This is a genomic window from Brevundimonas bullata (assembly GCF_014207965.1).
Taxonomy (GTDB): Bacteria; Pseudomonadota; Alphaproteobacteria; order Caulobacterales; family Caulobacteraceae; genus Brevundimonas; species Brevundimonas bullata_A.
Genome location: NZ_JACHLM010000002.1, coordinates 369,239 through 392,787, shown reverse-complemented (window position 1 = coordinate 392,787; position 23,549 = coordinate 369,239). Strand labels below are relative to the sequence as shown.

Annotated in this window: 36 protein-coding genes; 28 read left to right on the top strand and 8 right to left on the bottom strand. The window is 66.6% G+C overall.

The annotated features are described in order from the left end of the window. Positions 1-44 precede the first annotated feature (44 nt). Both HNP51_RS06470 and HNP51_RS06465 read left to right on the top strand, forming a co-directional pair. Positions 45-536, top strand: coding sequence for a phage tail protein (locus tag HNP51_RS06470; protein WP_184268299.1), 492 nt, complete (start codon positions 45-47; stop codon positions 534-536). Position 537: 1 nt separating this feature from the next. Next, positions 538-1,224 (top strand): phage virion morphogenesis protein, encoded by a 687-nt coding sequence (locus HNP51_RS06465; RefSeq protein ID WP_184268297.1) that lies wholly within the window; start codon positions 538-540, stop codon positions 1,222-1,224. On the opposite strand, the gene HNP51_RS06460 is transcribed toward HNP51_RS06465, so the two are convergent. Further along, positions 1,221-1,424: a hypothetical protein gene (locus tag HNP51_RS06460; protein ID WP_184268295.1), complete on the bottom strand. Its 204-nt coding sequence runs from the start codon at positions 1,422-1,424 to the stop codon at positions 1,221-1,223. The genes HNP51_RS06465 and HNP51_RS06460 overlap by 4 nt on opposite strands. A gap of 90 nt (positions 1,425-1,514) precedes the next feature. Here HNP51_RS06460 and HNP51_RS06455 point away from each other — a divergent pair, with 90 nt between their 5' ends. The 16 genes from HNP51_RS06455 to HNP51_RS06380 all read left to right on the top strand — a co-directional run bounded on the left by HNP51_RS06455 (position 1,515) and on the right by HNP51_RS06380 (position 15,226). Continuing rightward, complete coding sequence (locus tag HNP51_RS06455; protein WP_311769909.1) at positions 1,515-2,456, top strand: baseplate J/gp47 family protein; 942 nt, start codon at positions 1,515-1,517, stop codon at positions 2,454-2,456. Next, entirely contained in the window at positions 2,453-3,451 is a 999-nt protein-coding gene (locus HNP51_RS06450; protein WP_184268293.1) for a phage tail protein I, read from the top strand. Before HNP51_RS06455 ends, HNP51_RS06450 begins: the two co-directional genes overlap by 4 nt. 24 nt (positions 3,452-3,475) lie before the next feature. After that, on the top strand, positions 3,476-4,597 hold the full coding sequence (locus HNP51_RS06445) for a hypothetical protein (RefSeq protein WP_184268291.1): 1,122 nt from the start codon (positions 3,476-3,478) through the stop codon (positions 4,595-4,597). Beyond that, positions 4,594-4,866, top strand: a complete 273-nt coding sequence (locus tag HNP51_RS06440) for a hypothetical protein (RefSeq protein WP_184268289.1) — start codon at positions 4,594-4,596, stop codon at positions 4,864-4,866. Before HNP51_RS06445 ends, HNP51_RS06440 begins: the two co-directional genes overlap by 4 nt. Continuing rightward, complete coding sequence (locus HNP51_RS06435) at positions 4,863-6,833, top strand: gp53-like domain-containing protein (protein ID WP_184268287.1); 1,971 nt, start codon at positions 4,863-4,865, stop codon at positions 6,831-6,833. Before HNP51_RS06440 ends, HNP51_RS06435 begins: the two co-directional genes overlap by 4 nt. Positions 6,834-6,842: 9 nt before the next feature. Beyond that, a complete protein-coding gene (locus HNP51_RS06430) occupies positions 6,843-7,277 on the top strand; it encodes a phage tail assembly chaperone (protein WP_184268285.1) in 435 nt (144 codons plus the stop codon). Positions 7,278-7,361: 84 nt separating this feature from the next. Continuing rightward, complete coding sequence (locus HNP51_RS06425) at positions 7,362-7,940, top strand: phage baseplate assembly protein V (protein WP_184268283.1); 579 nt, start codon at positions 7,362-7,364, stop codon at positions 7,938-7,940. After that, on the top strand, positions 7,937-8,314 hold the full coding sequence (locus HNP51_RS06420; RefSeq protein ID WP_184268281.1) for a GPW/gp25 family protein: 378 nt from the start codon (positions 7,937-7,939) through the stop codon (positions 8,312-8,314). The genes HNP51_RS06425 and HNP51_RS06420 overlap by 4 nt, the downstream gene beginning before the upstream one ends. A 2-nt stretch (positions 8,315-8,316) precedes the next feature. Further along, positions 8,317-9,501 (top strand): phage tail sheath subtilisin-like domain-containing protein, encoded by a 1,185-nt coding sequence (locus tag HNP51_RS06415; protein ID WP_184268279.1) that lies wholly within the window; start codon positions 8,317-8,319, stop codon positions 9,499-9,501. A 67-nt stretch (positions 9,502-9,568) separates the two neighbouring features. After that, positions 9,569-10,081, top strand: a complete 513-nt coding sequence (locus HNP51_RS06410; protein WP_184268277.1) for a phage major tail tube protein — start codon at positions 9,569-9,571, stop codon at positions 10,079-10,081. 58 nt (positions 10,082-10,139) lie between these two features. Then, positions 10,140-10,571 carry a phage tail assembly protein gene (locus tag HNP51_RS06405; RefSeq protein WP_221415757.1) on the top strand — a complete coding sequence of 144 codons (432 nt, stop codon included), beginning with the start codon at positions 10,140-10,142 and terminating at the stop codon, positions 10,569-10,571. A gap of 8 nt (positions 10,572-10,579) precedes the next feature. After that, entirely contained in the window at positions 10,580-10,717 is a 138-nt protein-coding gene (locus HNP51_RS06400) for a GpE family phage tail protein (protein WP_184268275.1), read from the top strand. 9 nt (positions 10,718-10,726) lie between these two features. Further along, positions 10,727-13,276: a phage tail tape measure protein gene (locus HNP51_RS06395; protein ID WP_184268273.1), complete on the top strand. Its 2,550-nt coding sequence runs from the start codon at positions 10,727-10,729 to the stop codon at positions 13,274-13,276. 70 nt (positions 13,277-13,346) lie between these two features. Beyond that, a complete protein-coding gene (locus HNP51_RS06390; RefSeq protein ID WP_260398359.1) occupies positions 13,347-13,754 on the top strand; it encodes a phage tail protein in 408 nt (135 codons plus the stop codon). After that, the gene (locus HNP51_RS06385) at positions 13,751-14,788 is read left to right on the top strand and encodes a contractile injection system protein, VgrG/Pvc8 family (protein ID WP_311769908.1); all 1,038 of its coding nucleotides are present in this window, start codon (positions 13,751-13,753) and stop codon (positions 14,786-14,788) included. Before HNP51_RS06390 ends, HNP51_RS06385 begins: the two co-directional genes overlap by 4 nt. Before the next feature lie 87 nt (positions 14,789-14,875). Further along, a complete protein-coding gene (locus HNP51_RS06380) occupies positions 14,876-15,226 on the top strand; it encodes an ogr/Delta-like zinc finger family protein (RefSeq protein ID WP_221415756.1) in 351 nt (116 codons plus the stop codon). A 27-nt stretch (positions 15,227-15,253) separates the two neighbouring features. Here the strand turns inward: HNP51_RS06380 and HNP51_RS18820 are convergent, their stop codons facing one another. The 4 genes from HNP51_RS18820 to HNP51_RS06360 form a co-directional block, all read right to left on the bottom strand. Continuing rightward, complete coding sequence (locus HNP51_RS18820; RefSeq protein ID WP_184268272.1) at positions 15,254-15,979, bottom strand: hypothetical protein; 726 nt, start codon at positions 15,977-15,979, stop codon at positions 15,254-15,256. 538 nt (positions 15,980-16,517) lie between these two features. Further along, positions 16,518-17,225: a hypothetical protein gene (locus tag HNP51_RS06370; protein ID WP_184268270.1), complete on the bottom strand. Its 708-nt coding sequence runs from the start codon at positions 17,223-17,225 to the stop codon at positions 16,518-16,520. Further along, positions 17,222-17,647, bottom strand: a complete 426-nt coding sequence (locus HNP51_RS06365; protein WP_184268268.1) for a hypothetical protein — start codon at positions 17,645-17,647, stop codon at positions 17,222-17,224. Before HNP51_RS06365 ends, HNP51_RS06370 begins: the two co-directional genes overlap by 4 nt. A 661-nt stretch (positions 17,648-18,308) precedes the next feature. After that, positions 18,309-18,584 (bottom strand): hypothetical protein, encoded by a 276-nt coding sequence (locus HNP51_RS06360; protein ID WP_184268266.1) that lies wholly within the window; start codon positions 18,582-18,584, stop codon positions 18,309-18,311. A gap of 148 nt (positions 18,585-18,732) precedes the next feature. Between HNP51_RS06360 and HNP51_RS06355 the strand changes: the two genes are divergently transcribed. Next, a complete protein-coding gene (locus HNP51_RS06355; protein ID WP_184268264.1) occupies positions 18,733-19,278 on the top strand; it encodes a hypothetical protein in 546 nt (181 codons plus the stop codon). 8 nt (positions 19,279-19,286) lie between these two features. On the opposite strand, the gene HNP51_RS06350 is transcribed toward HNP51_RS06355, so the two are convergent. Further along, positions 19,287-19,601 (bottom strand): hypothetical protein, encoded by a 315-nt coding sequence (locus HNP51_RS06350; protein ID WP_184268262.1) that lies wholly within the window; start codon positions 19,599-19,601, stop codon positions 19,287-19,289. Continuing rightward, positions 19,598-19,828, bottom strand: coding sequence for a helix-turn-helix transcriptional regulator (locus HNP51_RS18955; RefSeq protein WP_221415755.1), 231 nt, complete (start codon positions 19,826-19,828; stop codon positions 19,598-19,600). The genes HNP51_RS06350 and HNP51_RS18955 overlap by 4 nt, the downstream gene beginning before the upstream one ends. Positions 19,829-19,971: 143 nt before the next feature. Here HNP51_RS18955 and HNP51_RS06340 point away from each other — a divergent pair, with 143 nt between their 5' ends. Further along, the gene (locus HNP51_RS06340; RefSeq protein WP_184268258.1) at positions 19,972-20,205 is read left to right on the top strand and encodes a hypothetical protein; all 234 of its coding nucleotides are present in this window, start codon (positions 19,972-19,974) and stop codon (positions 20,203-20,205) included. Here the strand turns inward: HNP51_RS06340 and HNP51_RS06335 are convergent. Next, positions 20,194-20,841, bottom strand: a complete 648-nt coding sequence (locus tag HNP51_RS06335; protein ID WP_184268256.1) for a TerB family tellurite resistance protein — start codon at positions 20,839-20,841, stop codon at positions 20,194-20,196. The two genes, HNP51_RS06340 and HNP51_RS06335, sit on opposite strands and share 12 nt — an antisense overlap. Before the next feature lie 277 nt (positions 20,842-21,118). On the opposite strand from HNP51_RS06335, the gene HNP51_RS06330 reads away from it, so the two are divergent. The 8 genes from HNP51_RS06330 to HNP51_RS06295 all read left to right on the top strand — a co-directional run bounded on the left by HNP51_RS06330 (position 21,119) and on the right by HNP51_RS06295 (position 23,543). After that, complete coding sequence (locus HNP51_RS06330; RefSeq protein WP_184268254.1) at positions 21,119-21,400, top strand: hypothetical protein; 282 nt, start codon at positions 21,119-21,121, stop codon at positions 21,398-21,400. Then, complete coding sequence (locus HNP51_RS06325) at positions 21,397-21,711, top strand: hypothetical protein (RefSeq protein WP_184268252.1); 315 nt, start codon at positions 21,397-21,399, stop codon at positions 21,709-21,711. Before HNP51_RS06330 ends, HNP51_RS06325 begins: the two co-directional genes overlap by 4 nt. Next, the gene (locus tag HNP51_RS06320) at positions 21,708-21,989 is read left to right on the top strand and encodes a DUF2312 domain-containing protein (RefSeq protein WP_184268250.1); all 282 of its coding nucleotides are present in this window, start codon (positions 21,708-21,710) and stop codon (positions 21,987-21,989) included. The genes HNP51_RS06325 and HNP51_RS06320 overlap by 4 nt, the downstream gene beginning before the upstream one ends. Beyond that, positions 21,989-22,216 (top strand): hypothetical protein, encoded by a 228-nt coding sequence (locus HNP51_RS06315; protein WP_184268248.1) that lies wholly within the window; start codon positions 21,989-21,991, stop codon positions 22,214-22,216. Before HNP51_RS06320 ends, HNP51_RS06315 begins: the two co-directional genes overlap by 1 nt. An 88-nt stretch (positions 22,217-22,304) precedes the next feature. After that, positions 22,305-22,703 (top strand): helix-turn-helix domain-containing protein, encoded by a 399-nt coding sequence (locus tag HNP51_RS06310; RefSeq protein ID WP_184268246.1) that lies wholly within the window; start codon positions 22,305-22,307, stop codon positions 22,701-22,703. Further along, the gene (locus HNP51_RS06305) at positions 22,703-22,855 is read left to right on the top strand and encodes a hypothetical protein (RefSeq protein ID WP_184268244.1); all 153 of its coding nucleotides are present in this window, start codon (positions 22,703-22,705) and stop codon (positions 22,853-22,855) included. The genes HNP51_RS06310 and HNP51_RS06305 overlap by 1 nt, the downstream gene beginning before the upstream one ends. Continuing rightward, positions 22,855-23,328 (top strand): TetR/AcrR family transcriptional regulator, encoded by a 474-nt coding sequence (locus HNP51_RS06300; RefSeq protein WP_260398358.1) that lies wholly within the window; start codon positions 22,855-22,857, stop codon positions 23,326-23,328. The genes HNP51_RS06305 and HNP51_RS06300 overlap by 1 nt, the downstream gene beginning before the upstream one ends. Next, complete coding sequence (locus HNP51_RS06295; RefSeq protein ID WP_184268242.1) at positions 23,325-23,543, top strand: hypothetical protein; 219 nt, start codon at positions 23,325-23,327, stop codon at positions 23,541-23,543. Before HNP51_RS06300 ends, HNP51_RS06295 begins: the two co-directional genes overlap by 4 nt. Positions 23,544-23,549 lie beyond the last annotated feature (6 nt).

The window sequence follows — 23,549 nt, the reverse complement described above, 5'->3', positions numbered from 1 at the left end:
TCCCGCCGGCCACTGGTCCTCGTCCATCAAACTTCGGATAAGCCATGCGCAAGCTCGAGAGCCTGAAAGCCCATATGACCGCCGCGCTGTCGCATCGCGGCGCGCGCGACAACCCGGCTGATCTTCACTTCGCTATCCCAACTGGCAGCATGGTCGCCCAGGGCCGGCCCGGGCTGGCGTTTGAGTATCGCTACACCCTGGTCATGGGGATTCTGGACTGCGCCTACTCGATCGACGAGATCACCATTCCCCTCATGCTGTGGATCGCGCGCTGGCAGCCCGAGCTGCAGTCGCTCACGGCGGCCGCCGGCGGCGTGAACTGGGAAGTCGAACTCCTCGATGACGGCAAGGCCGACATCATGGCTCGCATCCCGCTGACCGAAACCCTCTATCTGACGCCGCGCGCCGAGGGCGGCTACGACCTGACCCGGCCGGAGGAGCCGCTGCCTTTCGCCCTCGAGGGAGGCGAGCCGCTGCACCGCATCTACCTGGGCGACGAACTGATCGTCAGCTGCACCGCCCACCCGCACGCCTGACATGGCCGACCGCGAGGACGAACTCGCCATCTACCGCGAAGCCGTCTCCGGCTACCTCGACCGGCTTTCCGCCGGCGAGCGATCGCGCCTCCTGCGCCGCGCCGCCTTCGCGCTGCGCCGATCCCAGCAGAAACGTATCCAGGCCCAGGTGGCGCCGGACGGCGCGCCCTGGCCGAAACGCAAACCCCGACAGGACCAGAAGCCCGCTAGCCGGGCGATCCGCTTCATCTATCGCAAGGGCGACGGCGAACGCCTGGTCGACATGCGCAGCTGGGTTCGGCGCGGGAACATGCTGACCGGATTCGACCGCGAGGCTGACGGTCTTCGCACGTTCAGAGCGGATCGCATCGCCCGCCATCTGCCCGCCGAGGGCGGCGCGGATCCTGGCCCGATCGCCGGCGCTATCCGGGGCCGCAAAGGCGGCGTGAAGCGCAAGGCCAAGGCGATGTTCGCCAAGCTGCGAACCCCGGCGCACATGCAGGCCGGGGCTACGACCGACGAAGCCTACGTCCAATTCACCAGTCGGGCGTCGCGCCTCGCCCGCATCCACCATTTCGGGCTGAAAGACCGCGTCGTCCCCGATGGACCCGAGACGCAATACCCGCAACGCGAACTGCTGGGCTTCAGTCAGGCAGATGACGAGGCAATGATGGCCCTACTGCTGGCGCACATGGAAGGCGCCGGCTAGTGCTCCGGCGCTGTATCCGATCGGTAGGGATAGGGCCAACCGAGGGCGCGATTGTAGATGCGCTTCTTGGCTTGGCGCCCGATCTGATCCCAACGCCCGCAACCAAGCTTCGCCATAATCAGCGCTGTATTTTCATCCCGCGACAGCGGGCGGTTGAGCTTCCTCTCCGCTCGTTTGATGAACCACTGATCGAATCCCATACGGATCTCCTCATGCCGATGCTCTCTATCTAACCATAGGTCGCCGTTTGTTGTGCGGGGCGGACCTGACAACAGCGGCCGGTCGCACTCGTGGCCCGGCCTCGGCCCTATCCGGCCATGACGCAGTATTCCGGACCTGCCGGCGGCACGACCGCCGTCGACCTTTCGCGGCTGCCCTTCCCAGCCGTGATCGAGGTGCTGAGCTTTGACCAGATCGTCGCCTCCGCCAAGGCGCGCCTGATCGAACTCGCCCCCGAGGTCGAGCCTGTGCTGCAGGACGAGAGCGAGGTCCTGGTCAAGCTGATCCAGCTGTTCGCCTATCGCGAGCTCAACCTACGCCAGCGCGTCAACGACGCCGCCAAGGCGATGACCTTGCCCTACGCCATCGGCGCAGATCTCGATGTCGCAGCTCAACCTTTCGCCACGCGCCTGGTGATCACGCCCGCCAACCCCCTGACCGGCGCGCCCGCTGTGATGGAAAGCGACGAAGCCTTGCGTGAGCGCGCCCTCCTGGGCCCCGAAGGCTATTCGGTGGCCGGCCCAGCTGGCGCCTACGTCAGCTTCGCCCGCGCCGCCTCGGGCGACGTCCTGGACGCCAGCTGCGTCAGCCCCGCGCCCGGCCAGGTCCTCGTCACCATCCTCGCCCGATCAGGCGACGGCACGCCCAGCCAGGCCTTGCTGGAAGAGGTGCGCGCCTATGTGGCGGCCGACGACGTCCGCCCACTGACCGATCAGGTCATGGTTCAGGCGGCCGAGGTTACGACCTTCACCGTCGATGCGGTGATCCGTACCTTTACCGGGCCCGATTCCGCTCTCGTGCTGACCGAAGCCCGCCGACGGCTGGATGCCTATCTGGCACGCAGCCGCCGGCTCGGCCGCGACGTCACCCGCGCGGCGCTGATCGCCGCCCTTTGCACCGACGGCGTCCAGGACGTGGATCTGATTGCGCCGGCGCAGACCATCGTGTGCTCGCCCACCGAGACCGCCCTTTGCACGGGGATTTTGATCAGCCATGGGGGCGCCGCCGAATGACGGACCTGCATGGCGCGGATCCCGCCTCCCTCCTGCCGCCCAACGCCACACGTCTCGAGCGCGCGATCGAGGTCCTGACCCAGCGCATCGACGCCATCCCCGTCCCCTTGCGCGACCTGATCAGCGTCGAGGCCTGCCCCGACGTCTTCCTGCCCTGGCTGGCCTTCACCCGTTCGGTTGACGCCTGGAACCCGGCCTGGTCGCCGAGCGTGAAACGCAACCTGATTGCGGCCTCGATCGAGGTCCACCGTCGGAAGGGCTCGGCCAAGTCGGTCCGCGACGTCATCGCGGCCTTCGGCGGTCAGATCGCCCTGCGCGAATGGTTTGACCACCAACCGCCGCGTGATCCCTACACCTTCGACCTGGTGCTGACGCTGAACGGTGCGGACGGCGCGCCGGCGACGGGGCAGTTCGTCCAGGAGGTCATCGACGAAGTCGAGCGCACCAAGCCTGTGCGGTCCCGCTTCACCCTGACCCAAGGGCTCAGCACGTCGGGAAGCGTCACCCTGGCCGGGGCGGCGCGCGTGTCGGCCTATCAGCGCATTGTCCTGACCGAGGACACCGACGACGTCCTGGCGCCGCTGATGATCCGCGCCGCCGGCGCCTATGACATCTCGGACCCGGCCCTAGCCACGGCCTTCGCCTGGGGCGGGGTCGAGCTCATGTTCGTGCCCGGCCATTATCGTATCGGCCTGTCCGGCGATGTCTCGCTGCGCACCGAGCTGATCGTGGATCGCGGCCGCCAGCTCTACGGCTTGTCTGGGCCCTTCGCGACGACCGACTTCGCCTTGCGCGGAGTCGAACTGATTTTCGACCGGTCGCGCTATCGCTCCTGCCTGATCGGCGACGGGATCGCCTTGCTCGAGAAGCTGATCCTGCGGGGACGGACCCTCTACGGCCTCACCAGTCGCTCCGATGCCGAAGCTTTCGCCGTCGTTGGCGTCGAGCTCCTCTTTGCCGACGGCGAATACCGCGTCGGCCTGACCGAGATCTGACATGACAACCCCACGGAACCCCGCATGACCGCCCTGCTGGACCTCCCCGGCGTCACCTACACGCGCGCCGGAACCGCGACCGCCTGGCGCGCGGACGGCACCCTGGCTGAGTTCGCGGCCAACGTCCCGCGCATTACGGACCTGGGCGTGCTGGTCGAGGGGCAGCGGACGAACTTGTTTGCCCGGTGGGATCCCACTGCGGCGCAAGTGGCTGTCGGCGGCACTGCTCTTAACTGCTCTGACGCCCCGGCCCCCGCCAATGCGCCGCTTTCTGGACGTAAGTGGATCGCTCTAGACAACTCGGACAGCACCGCCGCCGCTTGGGCGGCGTGTCAATCCATCCCGACCTCTACGGTCGTGATATGCTCGCTGCTGGTTGAGACGCCGGACGGGTCGCAGCCCGTGTTTGGCGTCAACGACGCAGGGGTTGATTTCCAGTTACGGTCGCAGAACGGGGCCGACTTGACCGCGCCGTCGGCCAAATACATCCGGCGCTCAGGGAATGTTTGGGAGGTTCAAGTCACCGGAACAACTCAAGCATCGGTGCCGACGACGCAGTTTGGCCCTCGCCGCCACCAGACCGCCAACAAACGCCCCCTAAAGTTCTCCGGGCTCCAACTCGAACAAGCCTCCATCGCCTCGTCCCCTATCATCACGACGGGCGCAGCGGCGACGCGGGGAGCGGATATCCTGTCGCTGGCGAAGACTATCGCGGCGGGGGAGGACTTTACCCTGCTGATTTCAGTGCGCCACCCCGCCTCGGCGGATGGCGTGCAACCGCAGCGGTACTTCCAGTTTGACGCGGGAGACAACAACAACCGACTTTACATGCAGCGCACCGGGCCCTCGCAAGCTGTCGAGGTCGGCCTCATGGTTGGCGGCGAGGCGGTGATGACGATACCCGGGCCGGTTGTCGCCGGAGCAGCGCAGGTCAAGGGGGCCGTGCGGCGCAAGGGCAACACCTATACCTTGGCTTTGAACGGAGTGATCTACCTCGCGAAGGCGCCGACTGTGCCGCCTCCAAACCTGACCACGCTATCCATAGGGCAAGGGCGCGGCGCTTCGCCGCTCAACGCGACCATCCAGTCTCTCCAGATCTTCCCTTTTGCGGTCTCCGACGCCCAGTTGGTGAGCCTGACCCAATGATCGACCTCATCGGCAAACTCTACGAACCGGAACCGACCAACCCTGATGGCCAGCCTGTCCTTCTGCACGGCTGGCACGTCAACGTCACCTCGGACTTCATGGACGAGCACCCTGAACTGGAAGCCTACCAGGTCGCTCCAGCGCCGCTGCTACGCGTCTGGGCCGGGGACGATCATCACGCGCCCGTCGAGACTATCCCGCTTCGCTTCGCAGACGAAGCCGCCGCCCGTCTCGCCGCGCCCGTCCTGTTCGGAGATCCCGCAAGATGAGCGGTCTGCCCTTCACCCTGACGACCGCCGGCCGCCGCGCCCTGGTCAACCCGTCCAACACCGGGGTCAACGCCCTGACCGTGTCCCACATCGGCGTCAGCGCTGTGGCCCTCCCCGGCGGATCGGCCGCGCAGGAGGCTCTGACGGGCCTGCCGAACGAGCGCAAACGCCTGACCACCTTCGGCGGCGCGGCTGTTAGCCCGGACACGATCCACGTCACCCTGCGCGACGAAACCGACGACGCCTACACCCTGCGCGCCTTCGGCCTCTACCTGTCGAACGGCGTCTTGCTGGCCGTCTACAGCCAGCCGGCGCCCATCGCGGAAAAGGTGGCGGCATCAATGCTGCTGCTCTCGGCTGACCTGATGGTCGCCAGCCCTATGCAGGCCGAGCTCAGCTTTGGGCCGGCCAACTTCATGAACCCGCCGGCCACCGATACCGTGCCTGGCATTGTCGAACTCGCCACGGACGCAGAGATCTCCACCGGCACGGACGGCACGCGCGCCGTCACGCCTCTCGGCCTGGCGCGCCGGCTCGCTGTCTGGGCCCAGGGGTTCGCCAAGGCCCTCCATAGTCACGCGATCGACGATATCACGGGCCTGGCTACGGCCCTGTCCGGCAAGGCCAACAGCGCCCACAGCCACGACGCCGCCGAGCTTGCGACGGGCGTCCTCGACGCCGCGCGCCTGCCGGATCTGGCCATGGCCAAGATCACCGGTCTGGTCGCCGCCCTGGCTGGCAAGGCCAACAGCACCCACAGCCACGCCGGTGAAGACATCACCACGGGCACGGTCCCCGTCGCGCGACTGCCGGATCTGGCCATGGCCAAGATCACCGGCCTGGTCGGGGCCTTGGCCGGCAAGGCCAACAGCGCCCACAGCCATGCCGGTGAAGACATCACCACAGGCACGGTCCCCGTCGCACGCCTGCCGGATCTGGCCATGGCCAAGATCACCGGCCTGGTCGCCGCTCTCGCCGGCAAGGCCAACAGCGCCCACAGCCATGCCGGCGAAGACATCACCACGGGCACGGTCCCCGTCGCGCGCCTGCCGGATCTGGCCATGGCCAAGATCACCGGCCTGGTCGCGGCCCTGGCCGGCAAGGCCAACAGCGCCCACAACCATGCTGGCGAAGACATCACCACAGGCACGGTCCCCGTTGCGCGCCTGCCGGACCTGGTCATGTCCAAGATCACCGGTCTGGTCGCCGCCCTGGCGGACAAGGCCAGCCTGTATAGCCCTGATTTCAGCGGCGCCGTGCGCCTGCCGACCGACACCCTGATCAAGAAGGACCAACCGAACACGGTTGAAGGCGGCCAGCTCCTTCTCGAACGTCCCGATATCTCGGATATGGGGGGGCATCTCGTACTCGACGTCGTCGGCTCTGCATTCCGCATCTGGGAGAACGGCGGCGCATACCGGGGCGCCTCGCTCGACCTGGCTAAACTGACGGGAAACGAGACGCCAATCCTGACCGCTGTGGATCTCGCCAACAATGTGGAGACAGCGGCCGGTGCGTCCGCGGCCAAAGCCGTCACCCCCGCATCGCTGTGGTCCTTCGCGCGCTCCATCGGAAAGACCGGCTATGCACAGATCCCGGGCACGCCTCTCATCATCCAGTGGGGCCGCCAGACCGGAACCATGTCGGAAGGCCAAAAGCAGGTGATGCTTCCCATCGCCTTCGGCGGTGGCTGCGTCGCCATGCTGGCCAATCCCTGGGTCAGTTCGAATACCGGGGACTATTACATGCAGATCTACGGACGCTTCCTCGACCGGTTGGTTTTCATGCTGAACAGCGCCGCCGGGTCCAGCGGCTTCGCCCAGGGCTTCGACTGGCTGGCCATCGGTTTCGCCACAGGAACGCCAGACCCCGTCTACGGCTCGGGTGAATCCGGCGGCGGGGCGCCCGGCAGCGGTGGCGGTGGCGGTGGCGGTGGCGGTGGCGGCGACAGTCAGGTCGAAGTCTAGGAACAGATCATGAGCATCGTTTTCAGCCCGTCCACGCGCGCCTTCTATCCGATCGACACCTGGCCCCACGACCTTCCCGACGACATCGTGGCGGTCGAGGCGAGGGTGCACGCCCGCCTTTTCGAGGACCTCGGCGCCGGCAAGATCCTGGATGTCGACGCCAACGGCTATCCGGTCGCCGTCGTAGCGCCCTCGCCGTCGGCGTCAGAACTCGCCTCGCAGGCGCGCCGTCGCCGTGACCGGGAGATCGCCGATCTGCAATGGCTGATCGAGCGTCACCGCGGCGAAGCGGCCCTGAACCTTTCGACGACCCTGACGCATGAGGACTATCTCCTCGTGCTTCGGCACGTCCAGGATCTGCGCGACGTGCCTGAGCAGGATCACTTCCCGTCCGTGATCGACTGGCCTGTCCTTCCCGAAGAGATCCTCGCCACCGGCGCCTGAGCCCACGCCCCGCTTGTTGTGCGGGGCGGACCTGACAACAGACCGCGCGGGAAAGCAGACAGGCGCTGCGCCATCGTCCGCGTCATGAACTCCGCCGCCCGCCCAGCTGCTGCAGCCGCCACCGATCGCGCCGTCGCCGATCTGGTACGCGAGGGCGTGGTCGATAGCGTGGACCTCGCCGCCGGCAAGGCGATCGTGCGCCTGGGGGACCTCTTCACCCCGCCGATCGATTGGGCCATGGCCGTCGGCGACACGACCATCTGGATACCCCCGACCGTGGGCCAGCCCGTCACCGTCACCTGTCCTGAGGGCGACATCGAGCGCGCCTTCATCAGCGGCAGCCTGCCCTCCTCGCAGATGGCTCCGCTCTTCCTCGGCGCCAGCGTCGGCATCCGTTTCAAAGACGGCGCGATCATCACCTATGATCCCCAGGCGCAGAAGCTGCACCTGCAGCTGACCGGCGCGGCCGAGCTCGTGGCCCCCGAAGGTCTCTCCCTCAAGGCCGACGTCGACATCGAGGGGGATGTCACCGTCAAAGGCGGCCTCAAGGCCAGCGGCGTCGTCGAGGGCGAACAGGACGTCGTCTTCGCCGGCACGAGCGCCAAGTCCCATACTCACGGCGGCGTCAGCGCCGGCACCGGATTCAGCGGGCCGCCCCGATGACCGGCCTGTCCGCTGCCTCCGGCCGCGCCGTTCCGCCCGCCAGCGACGAATACGTGCGCCGCTCGGTCGCCGATGTCCTGACGACGCCAATCGGCTCGCGCGTCATGCGCCGCGACTACGGTTCCTACCTGCCTGATCTGGTCGACCAGCCTTTGAACGACGCCACCCGCCTGAAGCTCTACGGCGCCACCGCCCTGGCCCTGATGCGATGGCACCGGCGCTCGCGCCTGAAGGCCGTGCGCCTCCTCGTCGATGGGTCGTCGGCCACCCTGCAGCTGGACCTGGTGCGAACCGACCTGCCCCGCCCCCAAGCCCTTACCCTGACCCTGCCGCTGGCGGGCGTCCGTCACAGACCTAGTCCTCAAGGATCCTGATCATGGCCATTTCGCCACGCCGCCACGGCGTCAAGATTGTCGAACTCAGCACGGGCGCCCTGCCGTTGTCCGTCGTGGCCACCGCGGTCTGGGGCCTGGTCGCGGTCGCGCCCAACGCCGATCCTCAAATGTTCCCGCTCGACAAGCCCGTCCTGGTGACGGACCTGGACGACGCCATCAGCAAGGCCGGCGCGGACGGCACCCTGGCCAAGTCGCTGAAAGCGATCGGCGACCAGGCCCGCGCGATCGGCATCGTTGTTCGCGTGGCGCCGGGCGCCGGCGGCAACCAGGCCGACATCACCACGTCGCAGAACGCCAACCTCATCGGTGGCGGCGCGGCGGGCGCCCGCACCGGCATGCAGGCGCTCCTCGATGCGCAGAGCGTGACGGGCATCCGGCCCCGCATCCTGGCCGTCCCCGGCTTCTCAGCTCAGACCGTGGGCGACGCCCTTGGTCTCCTGGCGGGCAAGCTCAACGCCATCGCCTACTTCGACGCGGGCCCCACGCGCACCATCGCCGCCGCCACCGCCTTCCGAGGCAACTTCGCCTATCGCGAACTCTTCCTGATGTTCGGCGACTTCCTGGCCGCCAACCCCTTCACCAAGGCGGTCGAGCCCTCATACGCCACGGCCCGAGCCGTGGGCCTGCGCGCCAAGATCGACCAGGAGATCGGCTACCACAAGACCATCTCCAACGTGCCCGTCTCCGGCGTCGTCGGCATGACGCCGGCGGTCGGCTGGGACCTGCAGGACGAAAACACCGAGGCCGGCCTGCTCAACGGCGCGGACGTCACCTGCCTGATCCGCCGCGACGGCTTCCGTTTCTGGGGCAACCGGGGTTGCGCCAGTGATCCGCGCTTCGCCTTCGAGAGCGCCGTGCGCACCAACCAGGTGCTGCGCGACACCATCGCCGAAGGCGTCTTCCCCTATATCGACCGCCCCCTGAACCCGGGCCTGGCGCGTGACATCGTCGAGAGCATCAACGCCCTGTTCCGGCGCGAGAAGGCGGCCGGACGCATCATCGGCGCCGAAGCCTTCCTGACCGAGGCCAATACGCCGGACCAGCTGGCCGCTGGCAAACTCCGCGTCGGCTACCGCTTCACCCCCGCCGCGCCGCTCGAGGACCTGGGCATCGACACCCTGATCACTGACGAGTTCTACGCCGACTTCAACCAGCTCGCCGCCTAAGCCGACCCGCCCTGAGCCTACGCCTGAGCATCGCCACTCAACCCATTCTGTTCCTTAGGAAACTTCGATGAACCTGCCCCGCAAGCTTAAGGACATGGTCGTCCACGGCAACGGCGAAGCCTACATCGGCGAGGCCAAGACATTCACCCGCCCCCCGCTGGAAATGGAGGCTGAAGACTGGCGCGGCTCCGGCATGATCGCCCCGGTCAAGATCTTCACCGGCCTGCAGGCCCTTGAGGTGGAGCACACCTATGGCGGCGAGATCCCGGGCCTGAACCGGACCTTCGCCGAGCACCAGGTCGACGCCTCCCAGCTGCGCTTCACCGGCGCCTATCAGAACGCCGCCTCAGGTGCCTATGACCATGTCGAGATCACCGTGCGCGGTCGCACCTATGCCATCGACGCCGGCGGCGACGAGGTCGGCGGGGACACCGAGGTCACCTACAAGACGACCTGCGTCTATTTCAAACAGGTCCGCAACAGCCGTGTCGAGTTCGAGATCGACGTGATGAACAAGGTTTTCATCGTCGACGGTGTCGATCGCCTGGCTGAAGAACGCCGCATCCTGGGCTTCGCCTGACGATGCGGCCTAGCCTGTCGACCATCCGACCAGCCCTGCTCGAGCGGCCTGATCGGCCATGCACCTGCCCGACACCGGCGCCTCGACAGTCGCCCTCTCCCACCCTTCCATTCCACGGCGTCAACCGGACGACGCCCATCTGCCTCACCGGGGATACAAGATGAATGCCGACGAAGAAGTCACTGAAAAGAAAGACCGCGTAACCGCCGTCGTGGACCTCGACACGCCCCTCAAGCGCGGCGATCAGACCTTCAACTCGATCACCCTGCGCAAGCCGCTTGGCGGCGCCTTGACCGGGGCCAAGGTCGTCGATCTGCTGAATCTTGACCTGGTCGCCGCGTCCAAGGTGGTCCGTCGGATCTCCACGCCCGCCATCACCGCCCAGGAGTTCCTGGCGATGGAAGCTGAGGACTGCACGGCCATCGCCGGAGAGATCGCCAATTTTTTGCTGCAGAAGCGCCAGAAGGCGGAAGCTGGCCTCGAAGCATAGACGACGCCATGGCCGACATCGCCGCCGTCTTCCACTGGCCCCCGGCGGCGATGGCCGAGATGACCTTCACCGAAATCCTCGACTGGCGCGACCGCGCTGTCGAACGCTGGAACCGCATGAACGCGGCGCCTGACAAGAACCGTTGAGCCCGCTTCATGGCCCGCAACCTTCGCCTTCAGCTGATCATGGACGCCGCCGGCAACGCCGTGCGGTTCCTGAAGGGCGTCCGCACCGACACCGACGCTACGTCGAAGGCCCTGCGCGCCGCCCGCGAGCGAGTCACCGAACTGCAGCGCGCGTCAAAGGACATCGCCGCCTATCGGCAACTGACCGACAAGCTGGGCCAGACCCGTGAAGCCCTGAAGGCGGCTCGGACAGAGGCCGCGCGACTGGCCCAGGCGCACAGCGCGGCCGAGAAGCCGACCAAGGCTCTGACCCGCGCGTTTGAACAGGCCAGGGATCGGGTCCGTTCGCTGAAGGCGTCCGAGGAAGGTCATTCCCGCACCCTGCAGGAGATACGCGGCCGACTGGATCGGGCGGGCCTGTCGACCAAGAACCTCAGTGGCGCCGAAGCCAAGCTGGCGCGAGACACGCGCCATGCCAATGACGCCTTGGAGCAGCAGCGCAACAAGCTCAAAGCCCTAGAGGACCGACAGAGTCGGATGAAGGCCGCGCGCGGCTCCTATGACCGGACGCAGCAGTTCGCGGGCAGTGCCGCTGGCGCAGGCGCCTCCGCCATCGGCGCAGGCATGGTGGCCGCCGCGCCGCTGGTCGCCGCCGCCAGCGCGGCCGTCACATTCCAGGACGCCATGCTGGACGTGAAGAAGGTCGTGGACTTCGACACGCCCCACCAGTTCGAACAGATGAACCGCGACGTCCTGCAGCTGTCGAAGGACCTCGGCCTGCCGGCGGAACGGGTCGCACAGATTATTGCGGCCGCTGGTCAGGCCAAGATCCCGCGCGCCGAGCTGAAGGGCTTCGCTGATGATGCGGGCCAGATGGCCGTCGCCTTTGGCATCTCGGCGGAAGACGCCGGCGGCAAGATGGCCACCTGGCGCACCGCCTTCGCCATGACCCAGCCCGAGGTCCGCGCCTTCGCCGATCAGGTCAACTACCTGGGCGACAACGGCAACGCGACTGCCCAAGCCATCTCGGACGTCGTGACCCGCGTCGGGCCGCTGGCCGGTGTCGCCGGCGCAGCCGCATCCGAGGTCGCAGCCCTGGGCTCGACCATCGTCGGCATGGGCGTTGCCGAAGAGATCGCCGCCACTGGCATCAAGAACACCATGCTTGCCCTGACCAAGGGCGAGGCCGCCACCAAGGGGCAGCAGAAGGCCTATGCCGCCCTGGGGCTAGAGGCCAAAGGCGTCGCCAAGGCGATGCAGATCGACGCTGGCGGCACCATCGTCGACGTGCTCGAGCGCGTGAAGAAGCTATCGCCCGATCGCCAGGCCTCGATCCTGACCCAGCTGTTCGGATCCGAATCCGTGGCGGCCATCGCGCCGATGCTGTCGCAGCTGGACGTGCTGAAGACCAACCTGAAGGCCGTCGCCGATACCCAGAAGACTGCCGGGTCGATGAGCAAAGAGTTCGCGAACCGCATGTCCGGCGCCAAGGGCGCCATGGATCAAGCGACCCAGGGCGTCAGGAACACCGCCATTGCTGCAGGGACGCAGTTCTTGCCGGTCATCCGTGAGGTTGCATTGCGCGTCGCCGCAACCTCAGAGCGCCTGACCAAGTTCGCCCAGGCCCACCCGCGCGTCATCCAGGTCGTCGGCGCCCTGGTCGCCATCGTCGCGGCGGGCCTGCTGGTCTTCGGCGGCCTGGCGCTGGCCGTCGCCGCGGTGCTTGGGCCCTTCGCCCTGCTGCAGTTTGCTCTTGCCGGCGCGGGCGCCTTCTTCGCTCCCCTGCTGGCCGGCCTGGGCAGCGCCATCGCCTCGACCTGGGCTTTCACCGCCGCCCTGCTGGCCAACCCGATTACCTGGGTTGTCGTGGGCATCGTCGCTCTCGCGACCGCCGCCTTCCTCATCTACCGCAACTGGGGCGCCATCAGCACCTGGTGGGCCGGGATATGGACGCGGATCAAGGAGATCGGCGGCGAGGCCGTGCGCGGGCTGATCAGCCTGTTCATGAACTTCAGCCCCGTCGGTATCCTGATCCAGGCCTTCCAGCGCGTTTGGCCGGCCTTGCAGGCGCTAGCGCCGCAGTTTCGACAGTTCGGAGGGCAGCTGATCACGGGCCTGATCAACGGCCTGCTGGGCGGCATCCCGAACCTGATCCGCGCCGTCATGGGCGCCGGCGGCAAACTGATCACCGCCTTCAAGGCGCGGCTCGGCATCCATTCGCCGTCGCGGGTCTTCGCCGGCCTGGGCGACGACACCGTCGCAGGGCTGACGCACGGCCTGACGCGATCCGCCGGCGACGCCGTGAACGCCGTGTCGCGCGTCGGCGCCGGAATGACGGCCGCGCTTGTCGTCGGTTCCGCCGGCGCGCCGGCCCTGGCCATCGATACCGGCCCCCGCATCGGCGTCGCTCCCGCGACAGCGACGGCGGCTGCGCCCCCGCGCCCGTCGATCGGCAGCGTGACCATCAATATCAACACCCAGCCCGGCCAGAGCGCAGACGAAATCGCCCGCAAGGTGGCCGAGATCCTGAACGCTCCCAACTTGGGATCCTTCGGGGACGAGCCCGGAGGGTTCGACTGATGTCCTCATGTAGCGCAGCGGTAGGACAGAGCATCATGTCCTCAAGAAGCGAAGCGTTAGGACATCGCCCATGGCCATGATGACCCTCGGTCTTTTCGTCTTCGACCTGCCGTCTCTCACCTATCAGCAACTGCAGCGCCGCACGACCTGGCGCCACGCCTTCAGCGACCGCGTCGGCGCTCGCCCGCTGGGGCAGTTTGTTGGCGAAGGCGATGACGACATCACCCTGACCGGCATGCTGGCCCCGGTGGCGTTCGGCGACGTCGGAAGCCTGGACGACCTGCGCGCCATGGGAAAGAGCGGCGAGGCATGGCCGTTGGTCGATGGCGCGGGGCGCGTCTATGGCGCCTTCGTCATCCTCAGCCTGGACGAAACCCAGCGCTCGATCATGGACAACGGCGTCCCCAGGATCTCGGACTTCTCCCTGGCGCTGAAGCGTGTCGATGACGAGGTCCCGGACGCCGAGGCCACGACGTGAGCGGCCAGTATGTTCATCGCCAGGCCGTCTATCGCCTGGTTGTCGACGGCGTCGACATCGGCGCCCAGGTGACGCCACGTCTGATCAGCCTGGACCTCACGGAAAAGCGCGGCGCCGATGCAGACGAGCTTACCATCGCGCTCAGCGACCACGACGGCCAGCTGGCCGTTCCGCCTACCGGCGCGATCATCACCCTTTCGATCGGCTGGCGGGACCTCGGCTCGGCCGCGCCGCCCCAGCTGTTCGACAAGGGGCGCTTCAAGGTCGATCAGCGGGGCCATGCAGGAACGCCCGACGTCCTGACCATCCGCGCTCGATCGGCCGACCTGACGCGCGGGTTTCGCAAACGTCGGGCGCAGTCCTGGAGCCAGACCACCCTGGGCGACGTCCTGGGCGAGATCGCCGGCCGGAACGGTCTGCAGCTGCGCTGCGCGCCGGAAAAGGCCGCCATCGCCGTCGCCCACCTGGCGCAGAGCAATGAGAGTGACGCCGCCCTGATCGCGCGCCTCGGCCGCCTGCACGACGCCGTCTCGACGGTGAAGGCCGAGAGCTTGGTCTTCATGGGCTGTGGCGCGGGCCAAAGTCCGGGCGGCGCGGATCTCGGCCTGGCGCGAATCACCCGCCGCGATGGCGACCGCCATAGCTGGGAGGAAGCCGAACGCGACGCCTATTCGGGCGTCATCGCCGACTGGCACGACCGCGCCGGCGGCGCGCGTCAGAAGGTGGTGGTCGGCAACGAGGACAACGCCAAGAAGCTGCCCCGGACCTACGCCAGCCTGGCCAGCGCCAGACGCGCGGCCGACACAGAGTTCAAGCGCCTGAAGCGGGCCGCCGCCAAGTTCTCCCTGACGCTTGCCCGAGGCCGGCCCGACATTTTCCCGGAGAAGTCCGTCAGCGTCTCCGGCTGGAAGCCCGAGATCGACGCCACCGGCTGGCTGGTGGTCGAGGCGCGCCACAACCTCAACGGTTCCGGAGGGCTGTCGACCGTCCTGCAGATGGAGCTCGGCGGCTCAGGTGATGACGACAGAACCTGACGTAGCACACGGTTTGCGCACAACAAAAAGGAGCGCCGTTTCATGAAATCTGATACTGATGTCCCTCGGGGGCTGTCGGGGAAAAACATGACGATCCAAGCTGCCGCGCCGGAACCGCGCGACACCCGTTTTGGCGGTGCTCAGGCCAACCGCAGCCACAGGGGCGGAGGCGCCATCCGCGTCCACTGCCCGCATTGCGAGAGCCTGGCCAAGGTCCGAACCACCAGGGAAGTCACGGCGCTTTACCGAGAGCTCCGCTTCCAGTGCATGAACGTCCACGGCGACGAACCCTGCGGGCACACCTTCGTCGCGTCCCTGGTCATCGAGCGCACGATCGTCGCATCCGCCCGACCGAACCCACGGATCCGCCTCCCGATCGCTACACCGCGGGTCCGACGCATGCCCTCAGGACAGCCGGCCGCCGCCAACGACACCTAGAAGTTTCCGACCAATCCTGGCCAGGCGTCAGCCGCCCGCCTTGGCGGCCGCCATTGCATCCTCAAGTTCTGGCAATACCAGGCCGGCTTTATCCGCGGCGCCCATGAAGCTCAGGATGCAGACGGTCGATCCCGCCTGCCCCCTCTGCATGCCGGTCTTGACGGCCTCCATCGCCGACGGGCGAGCATCCCCATCGAGCACCTTCAGCAGCGCCTCCAGCGCCTGGGTCTTCAGGAACATCGCGGTTTCGCAGTCGTCGACGCCCTTTTCCAGGGCTTTTCGGACGTCGCCTTTGGCCGACCTCGGCAGAGGGACTTCGTCGAGCGTTAGCCAGACATCCTTGCAGGCTTCGGCCGCCTGCTTCGTCGGCCCGTACGCCGCGTAAACGTCTCCGGTGCCCAACGCCGCGCCCGCCCGCCTCGTCGGCATATCGCACCGCTCCATGCGGTTCTTCACGCCGCTCCATAAGCCTTCGAACTCAACCTGGGTCATGCCTGCCTGCTGCGCCGGCTGAACGGCCGCAGGAGCCGCCGCCTTGCCCGTCTCGCCCTCAACCGCCGCCTGGGTCGACGCCGGCGCCGGCGGCACCATCGACGCGCCGGCGACGCACCCGCCCATCGAGCCCAGTATAATGAACAGTCCGACCAGCCGCTTGCGCACCTTCATCCAGGCCTGCGGCCGAATAACATTGACGACGCCCAGGATGAACGCCGCGAAACTGGCGAAGATGATGAAACCGCCGATTGCTTCCATGATAGCCCCCTATCTCTGGCAGTCGCCATGCCCGGAATTTTGAGTTCGCGCAACGACGATATTTCGAGCCGCCCCCGCCCGCGCGCCCCATACAACGCTTCTCCAGAACGCAGCATTTTCCAATCGAGGTCCGCGCCTTTCCGGTATCGAGGTCCGAAGGTTGCGTTTTAGAGGTCCGAAGGTTGCCCGATCGGCGGAAAAGGCCGCCCTGGTCCGGTTGGTGGCGTCACCGCCGCCCTCCCCCCGCGCGCGCAAATTCCGAACCCCTCTCACCCTCGATAAGCCAGCGACGCTGGCCCCATACACAAACGGCCGCCGTCCCTGCGGGCGGTAGCCGGGTAGATCCGGGGGCGAGCACTGCTCGCCCGCTCGATCATGAGCGGGTTATCGGCCGACATTTGCGGCCTCGATCGGGGTTCAATGTGGTCGCCCGACCAGGGCGACGCCTCATATCTGCCTGATCATGTTGTCTCGCGACCAGCGAGAAGCCTTCTAGATAGATATGGACTCCGGATTGTGAGCCCTGAGGGTATCCACGTTAATCCGGAACTTCGGGGGGCGTTTCGGCGGCTTCCCTCTTGGCGTTCATGGCCGCGAAGGCGGCCTCCAGGCGGGCCTTGTCCTTCGCGACCTGTTCCGCCAGCCGGTCTGCCTTTCGCCGCTCAGCGGGGCTCAGGACGGCCAGCTCGGCCTCGCTGACCACCCGGGGCTCCGGATCGAGGCCCATGCCCTTGCGGATCGCCTTGACCAGGTCGAGCGCTTTCTGCGGCAGCTTGGTGATGTAGGCGTTCGACGTCTGCGCCACCTGCGGGCCACGCACGCCCTGCCGGCCGGTTTCGACATAGCGACGGTCCCAGTCCAGGAAGCCGTGCTCCTGCAGCTGGGCCTTCCACTTGTGGATGACCTTCATCGGGACGTTCAGCACGCGCTCAGACGCCAGCCATGCGACGGACGGCTCGACGCGGCCGCCATGCTTGACCGCCATGTTGCACAGGATCCGGAACAGCTTCACGGCGCCGTCGCTGATCGTGCCCTCGGCGCCGAAGCGCTGGCCCGCCTTGCGGGTGGTGACCTGGTAGCGCTCGAGCGCGAAGATCCGCAGGTTCGCTTCCTTGCGGGACAGCGTCGCCCACCGTTCTCTGTGGTTGGTCCAGCGGCTGCCGCGGCGGACCGGCTGGAAGGTGCGGCGGCTCTCGGGCTCGGCCGCGCGGAACTTGCGCCCTGGCTGTGCGGTGATCGCCGTCATGTCGACGCCGCCATATTCAGCACCGCGCGAAGCTCGGCGTTCTCGCGATCGACGCGCTGCAGCAGGCGCTCCGCCTCCCGCTTCTCGGTTTCCGTGAGCTCTCTGCCTTCCGCGGCGGCATGACGGATGAAGCGCCAGACGTCGTTGGCCGCCTCGTCGACGTCGGCCGCCTCCTGGACGACGCAGGCGGTCTGCGGCTCGGCCTGCATCTGGCTGAACAGGAACTGCGAATAGACCGGATTCTTCGCCCGGGACTCCAGTACGTCGATGACGTCGGCGGGCATGTAAACGCCCGAGTTGAAGTCGCGGTAGGCGTAAAGCTGGCTCCGCTCTACGCGAGTGACGGGCTTGCAGCAGGCGTCAACGCCGCCATTGGCGTCGATAAGCGCCCGCGCCAGCAGCACGTGCTGGGTACGGTTCATTGCTGGATTCGCTCCCTGCGAATCCGCCTGACGATCACGGGTATCCGGGCGCAGAGATGCAGTCGCTCCGGCGGTTCAGGGCCGGGCGTTGGCAAAAGGCGTCCCGATGACCGCGAGTAAGACGGCCTCGTTTGGCTTTGATGGGGGCAAGGAGACCGGCGTCGCCGCGTCCGACGTCGTGGCGTCAGGCGGGTCGCTCTTGGGCCTTGCCGATTTGGGGCTGGCGCATCTCGCGCTGGGTCGCCCGGACGCGCTCGCGGTCCAGGGCGAGGCGCTTCAGCAGGTGTCGATGCAGGGAGATAAGGCGCGCGCACCAGGCGCGGCGCGGCAAGGCCTCGTTAAGCCTTGGAACGAATCGGAAACCGATTGGGGATGCTTCGGCCGACAGGGCCAGTACGGGAGCAAAGGAACGCGTCAGCACCGCATCCCTGCTTCGTCAAAAGAGAAGCCCGCCGACGCAGCTGGGGGGACGTTGAACGCTGCGCTGGCGGGGAACACCGCTGCAATACTCGCAGCGGCGACCTGGTCAGGCCTGCCCGGGCAGGGCGGGGCCGAGAAGGGGGAGGAACGCCCGGCACGACGCAGAGTCTGGCCGGTGGCGCCGGGCGTTCCAGCCTCGTCCCGCGAGGCGGCACGGGCGAGGCGTGGGGAGGGCGCGGCGCTAGTCATGCGTCACGACCCGATCATGGAGGATATGAGTGCCAGCGGGCAGTTCAGACGCCAGCTGCTCAAGCTCGACCGGCGTCAGATTGCGAGCCAGCACGGCGTGAATTCCGGGCCAGGAGACTGCGTCCAGGGCGAAGAACAGCGACCGGTCCAGCAGTTCGTTCGGATCAACGCCGCGCTCTGCGGCAACCGCCCGCAGGCATCCGGTCGCCTTGAAGCAGACCTGCCAGGCACAGTCGTCGCAGTCGGTGATGTTGCCCCCCGGCGCCATGGCTATGCCGCTCGCCGCAAGGGTTCGGACAGGCGCAACCCGCCGCCGCGACCAAGCTTGGCCGTGACAGCGGGCGCCTCTACCTTGGAGATTCTCACACCCACCAAGGACAGAACTGAATGGCTAAGAACACACGGGAAGCTCAGCATTGAGCGCTCCCCTGATCCAGCTGACCACGCAAGCGGCCCATACCTGGGCCGAGATCTTCGCTGCGTCGGGCTCGACGCTCGCGGTCGGATTTCTGGTCTGGGACCGCGTGATGCCGAAGCCGCTTCAGATCTCTGGCTACGTCACCCTCGGAACCTGGGGAGACCAGAAGGAAGCGACCGTTTACCTGTTCAGCGAAGCGGGCGAACGGCTGATTGCGACCTCCATCCGGCCGAGCATCCATTTCGAAATGGCGCTCATACCCGACCAGACACCTGCCGCCCGACATCGCGAACCTGCGCCTCTCAGTTGGTCGCAGGCACCGGTGAAGATGCGAGCGATCGCCGAGCGCGGCCACTCTGGCGACGCCCCAATGTTCAGGGTTCTGCTGCGCGAACGCGCGACCTACACCCCCTGGAATCGGGTTCTGCGCTGGGCTTTGCGTCCGGCGCTGATCACGAAGGGCGTTCTTCCCTACAGGCAGAAGTGCCGGTTTCGGCAACCCGTCACGTTGCCAGAAGGCGACCTGCTCAAGGCCATACGGTAGACTGCTCATCACCATCCGCCCCATTCACGCAGGGCGGTGGCGGGCGTCAGCACCCACTGGGTGATGGTGTATGGAGCTCCCGCCGGCTCTGGGGCGAGCAGGGCGATGACCTGAATGTCGAGCCAGAGGGTGGCCAGGAAGCCCAGTATCGCCACGGCGAGGACGTCACGCTCAGCAACCTGAGCCGCGACCACTGCGGTGCAGAAAAGACCGCTACCGACAGCAATCAATTGGCCGAGGAAGAACCGGCCCAATTCATCGAACAGCATGCGCAGGATCAGGACCGCTACGGCGCCGGCTGCGGTGTAGCCGATCCAGCTCACGCCGACGCCTCGCCATGGATGACGCGGACGTCGTGGAGGTCGGGGCGGAGTTCGGCGACAGGGACCGCGCCCTTCGACAGTCGATCGATGGCGATCGCGAGGTCTGTGGTCAGGCCTGTCCCGGACTCTAGGCGGCTGACGTGCCCCTTCGAACGCAAGCCAAGCTTGTGTGCAAGGTCCGCTTGGGACCAGCCTTGGGAACGGCGCCATGTTTCCAGATAAGACACAGCGCATAGGTTTCTCTACGGGAAACCGTGAGTCAATAGTTTCCCCAAAAGAAGTTTCTCCGCGAGGCGGCGACGTTTGGTGCGCACGTCATCAAGCTCAGCTGGTGAACACAGCTGAGCCGGACTGGCACCTACAGGATTGGATGCGCCATCTGGGCAAACGCCAGGCCGACCTGGTGAAGGAACTCGGCTGGGCTAAGGGGCGGGCGAACAAATTTTACCACGGACAGCACCCGTACCGGCGCGAGATCGTAAACGAGCTCTCCAAATGGCTCGAAATTTCGCCCTACGAACTACTCATGCCGCCCGAGGAAGCCTTGATGCTTAGGCGATTGCGGGACGCGGCGCTGGACGTAGCCGGCCTGTCAGCCCGCTGATGAGGCCGAAAGGTTCAGTCGAGCATTAATCTCTTCGGCAAAGGCGATCTCAGCCGCCGCAACGTGACCGTCAGCGTCGATCAGTTTGCGCATGCTGCGCATTAGCGCAACGCTATCTCCATCACGGAACCGACCCATTCGCCACATGGCTGCTTCGAACGCTGCGACGTCCGGGACCACCTTGGAGAGACGCCGACGTAGTTTTCCTTCGTCCAAAACCAGATGTGGAACCCTGTCGTAGACATGGACCAAGATCCGCTCTTGCTCGTCCTCATGAACCTCGCCATCGGCAGCAGCCAGAATGGTAAGGAGATTGACCTCATGGCGACACGTGGCAAGGGCGTACGCCTCAGGGTCGCGCGGGGCTGTTAGCATGGGGTGCTCAGCGAAGTAGTTGCCCGGCGCGTCAAAAACCTCGCCGGTCGCAACACAGAAGACCTCGCGAATCCGATCGGCCTTAAACTGCCGATTAGCCGAAGCTGCATGACACCAGCAGAACAGCTTCAGCCCGTCCCTGGTGGCATCAATGCGACGAAGCGTTACTACACGGAGCGATTCGCGACCCTCGCTGTCCGTGTAGGTCAGATGATAGACTAGGGACGCGTCACCCTGCGCTTGATTGTCAGGCACTGCCATATCGGCAGGATCTTGCTCCCAGACGCGGGCTGTCCCTAGCAACACCTCAGCTTTAGTCCACGCAGAGACACCTGCGAGCGCCTGACGCGCGAAGACAAACTGCTCACTAGCGACTGAACGATCGACCAACGAAACCCCCGGAGAGAAGGTCGAGCGTGGCTATCGTCGTTCGCCCATTCAAGGGTGATTTGAACGCGGTTTCCTAGTGAGAAACTTCCCACTTGACTCAAATGTTTCTTTTTTGGAAACTCCCCCTGACGTTGAACAGGGGGAGCGAATGCCCGCATCCGCAAATCTACAGGTTCAGGGAGGCCGCCACCGCGCTTCCCTCACCCACTACGCCCGCAAGACCGGCCCTTCCGGCTGGACCGTCGGCCAGCTGTCCACGCTGAAGGAAGTGCATCACAGCTTCCGCGGCGACCTGGTCGAAACCGCCGCCGCCCTCGGCCGCGAGCCCGCCGACTGCGACATCGCCCTCTGGCACCTGCTCGGCAAAACCCCGACCCAGGCCCTGCAGTCGCTGAACGCCGCCGCCACGCCCTTGAGGGCAGCGGCATGAGCCGCGCGAAAACCCTTCCGGTATCGCCGGCCGAGCTCTCGGCCCTCGCTGACCGCGTCGAGGTCCTGCTGAAATCGGCACAGGATCTCGTCCAGGACAAAGACCGTTATTCCGCCGTCGCGCGTGCCGAGCGCAGCACGGCGATGGCCAGCCTGAAGATCGTCCTCGAGGGCGAACTGAAGGCCAAGATCAACCCGGCGCATGACGCTTGCCGCATCCGCATTGCGGGCGTGTCCAGCAGCAGCACATCAGGCTTTGAGGGCGCCGTGCGCAACTGGATCAACGCGGCCCGCCGAAAGGCCGGCGCGTGACCGATCACCATCACCTTCCGAACGACGACAGCCCGGACGTCCTGACCGCCTCGGCTCAAGGCCGCCTCCGCTCCATCATCGAGCGCCTGGAGCGCCTCGAAGAGGACAAGCAGGCCGTCATGATCGACATGAAGGAGGTCTTCGCCGAAGCCAAAGGCGAGGGCTACGACGTCAAGATCCTGCGAAAGGTCCTGCGCCTGCGGAAGCAGGACAAGGCCAAGCGCCAGGAGGAAGAGGCGATCCTCGACCTCTACCTCTCCGCCTTGGGAGAGATCTGATGAGCCGCCCCCACAACATCGCCGGCACCGAGGCCTTCTCGCCCGGCCCTAAGGTCATGGTCCGCGAACTACCGCGCCGTCGCGCGCCCCTGCCGCTGATCTTTCGCAGGGCCCTGGGCATTTCGATTCTGGGCATCCTTGTCGGCCTGGTCGACGCCGCGATCGGCGCGCCAGTCGGCTTCGCCATCGTCGCCCTCGCCTTCCTGGTCGCGTGGCTACGCGGATGAAGCTCAGCCGACCAGTTCTCGCGTGCCTCTTCTTGGCGTTCGCCCTTGCTTACCTCGCCGCCTCCATCCTTCTGAAAGGTCGCCTTTCATGAACAAGAGATCCGCCACCGCGCTGGATGTCGAAATCGGCCAGCGCCTGCGTAAAGCCCGTATGCGCTGCAGCCTGACCCAAACGGGTCTGGCCGAAGCAGTGGGCCTGTCGTTCCAGCAGGTCCAGAAATACGAGAAGGGCGACAACCGCCTCGCCATCTCGACCCTCGCCCGTATGCGTCCTGTTCTCGGCATTGAGGCCGAGGACCTGCTGCCGCCGCTGCGCAATGACGGCAGCCCGATCGGCGACCCGCTCGCCGCCCAGGGCGGCACCATCACCGGCATCCAGTTGGCTCGCCTGTTCGGCCAGATGCGACCTGATCAGCAGCGCGCCATGCTCGACATCGCCAAGATCGTTGTCAGCGCCAGCGCCCCCGAAACCATGGCTGCCGCCTGATGCTGACCAACCCCATCTTGGCCGACCGCCACGAGCGCCTGCCCGCCTGGACGCGTGCCTTCCTCCGGGCGGGCTTCAAACCCGCATTTGTCGCTGAACTCTTCCGCATGGACGTCCACGACCTTCTGCAGATCACCAAGGAACCCTCCTGATGGACGGATCGACTTTCGCCCCCGGGCCCGCCTCCCCGATCGCCTCTGCCTTTGCCCTGGACGAGCAGCCAGAGCGCCGCATGAACAAGCGCGAGGCCGCCAAGGCCCTGACCAGGTCCAAGGTCAGGAATGCCGCAGAGGCCCTGTTCGACACGGTCGGTTACGACAAGGCCACTATCCGGGGCATCGCCGCCAAAGCCGGCATGTCGACCGGCGCCGTCTTCGCCAACTTCAAGGACAAGCTCGCCCTCTACGTCGACATCAAGGGCCACAAGCCGGTGACGGTCGAACAGGGACACGAGCTCTTCCACGTCATGCTCGACTTGATCCCCGAGCTCCAGGACGAGATCGAGCAACGCCAGACGGGCGGCAACGCCGAGACCTGGGCCTATCTGGACTCGCTCCTGCAACGCGCCGGTCCCGTCGTGGAAGCAATCAAGGCCACCGCCCCGGCCGAGGCCAAGGACGTATGACCCGCACGGCCGAGACAATCCGCACCGTTCGGGCCGGCTGCACCGTCTGCCACGGCTTGGCCGCGCATTGGCTCGGCCGGAACGCCGCCGGCGTCGCCGCCCGGCACCACGACGCGACCGGGCACCGCACCTGGGCCGAACAGTCGCTTCGAACCGTCTATGGCGCCGATAGCGCGCCGCCCCACCCCGACCTGTTCGCCGAGGTGCCGGCGTGATCATCG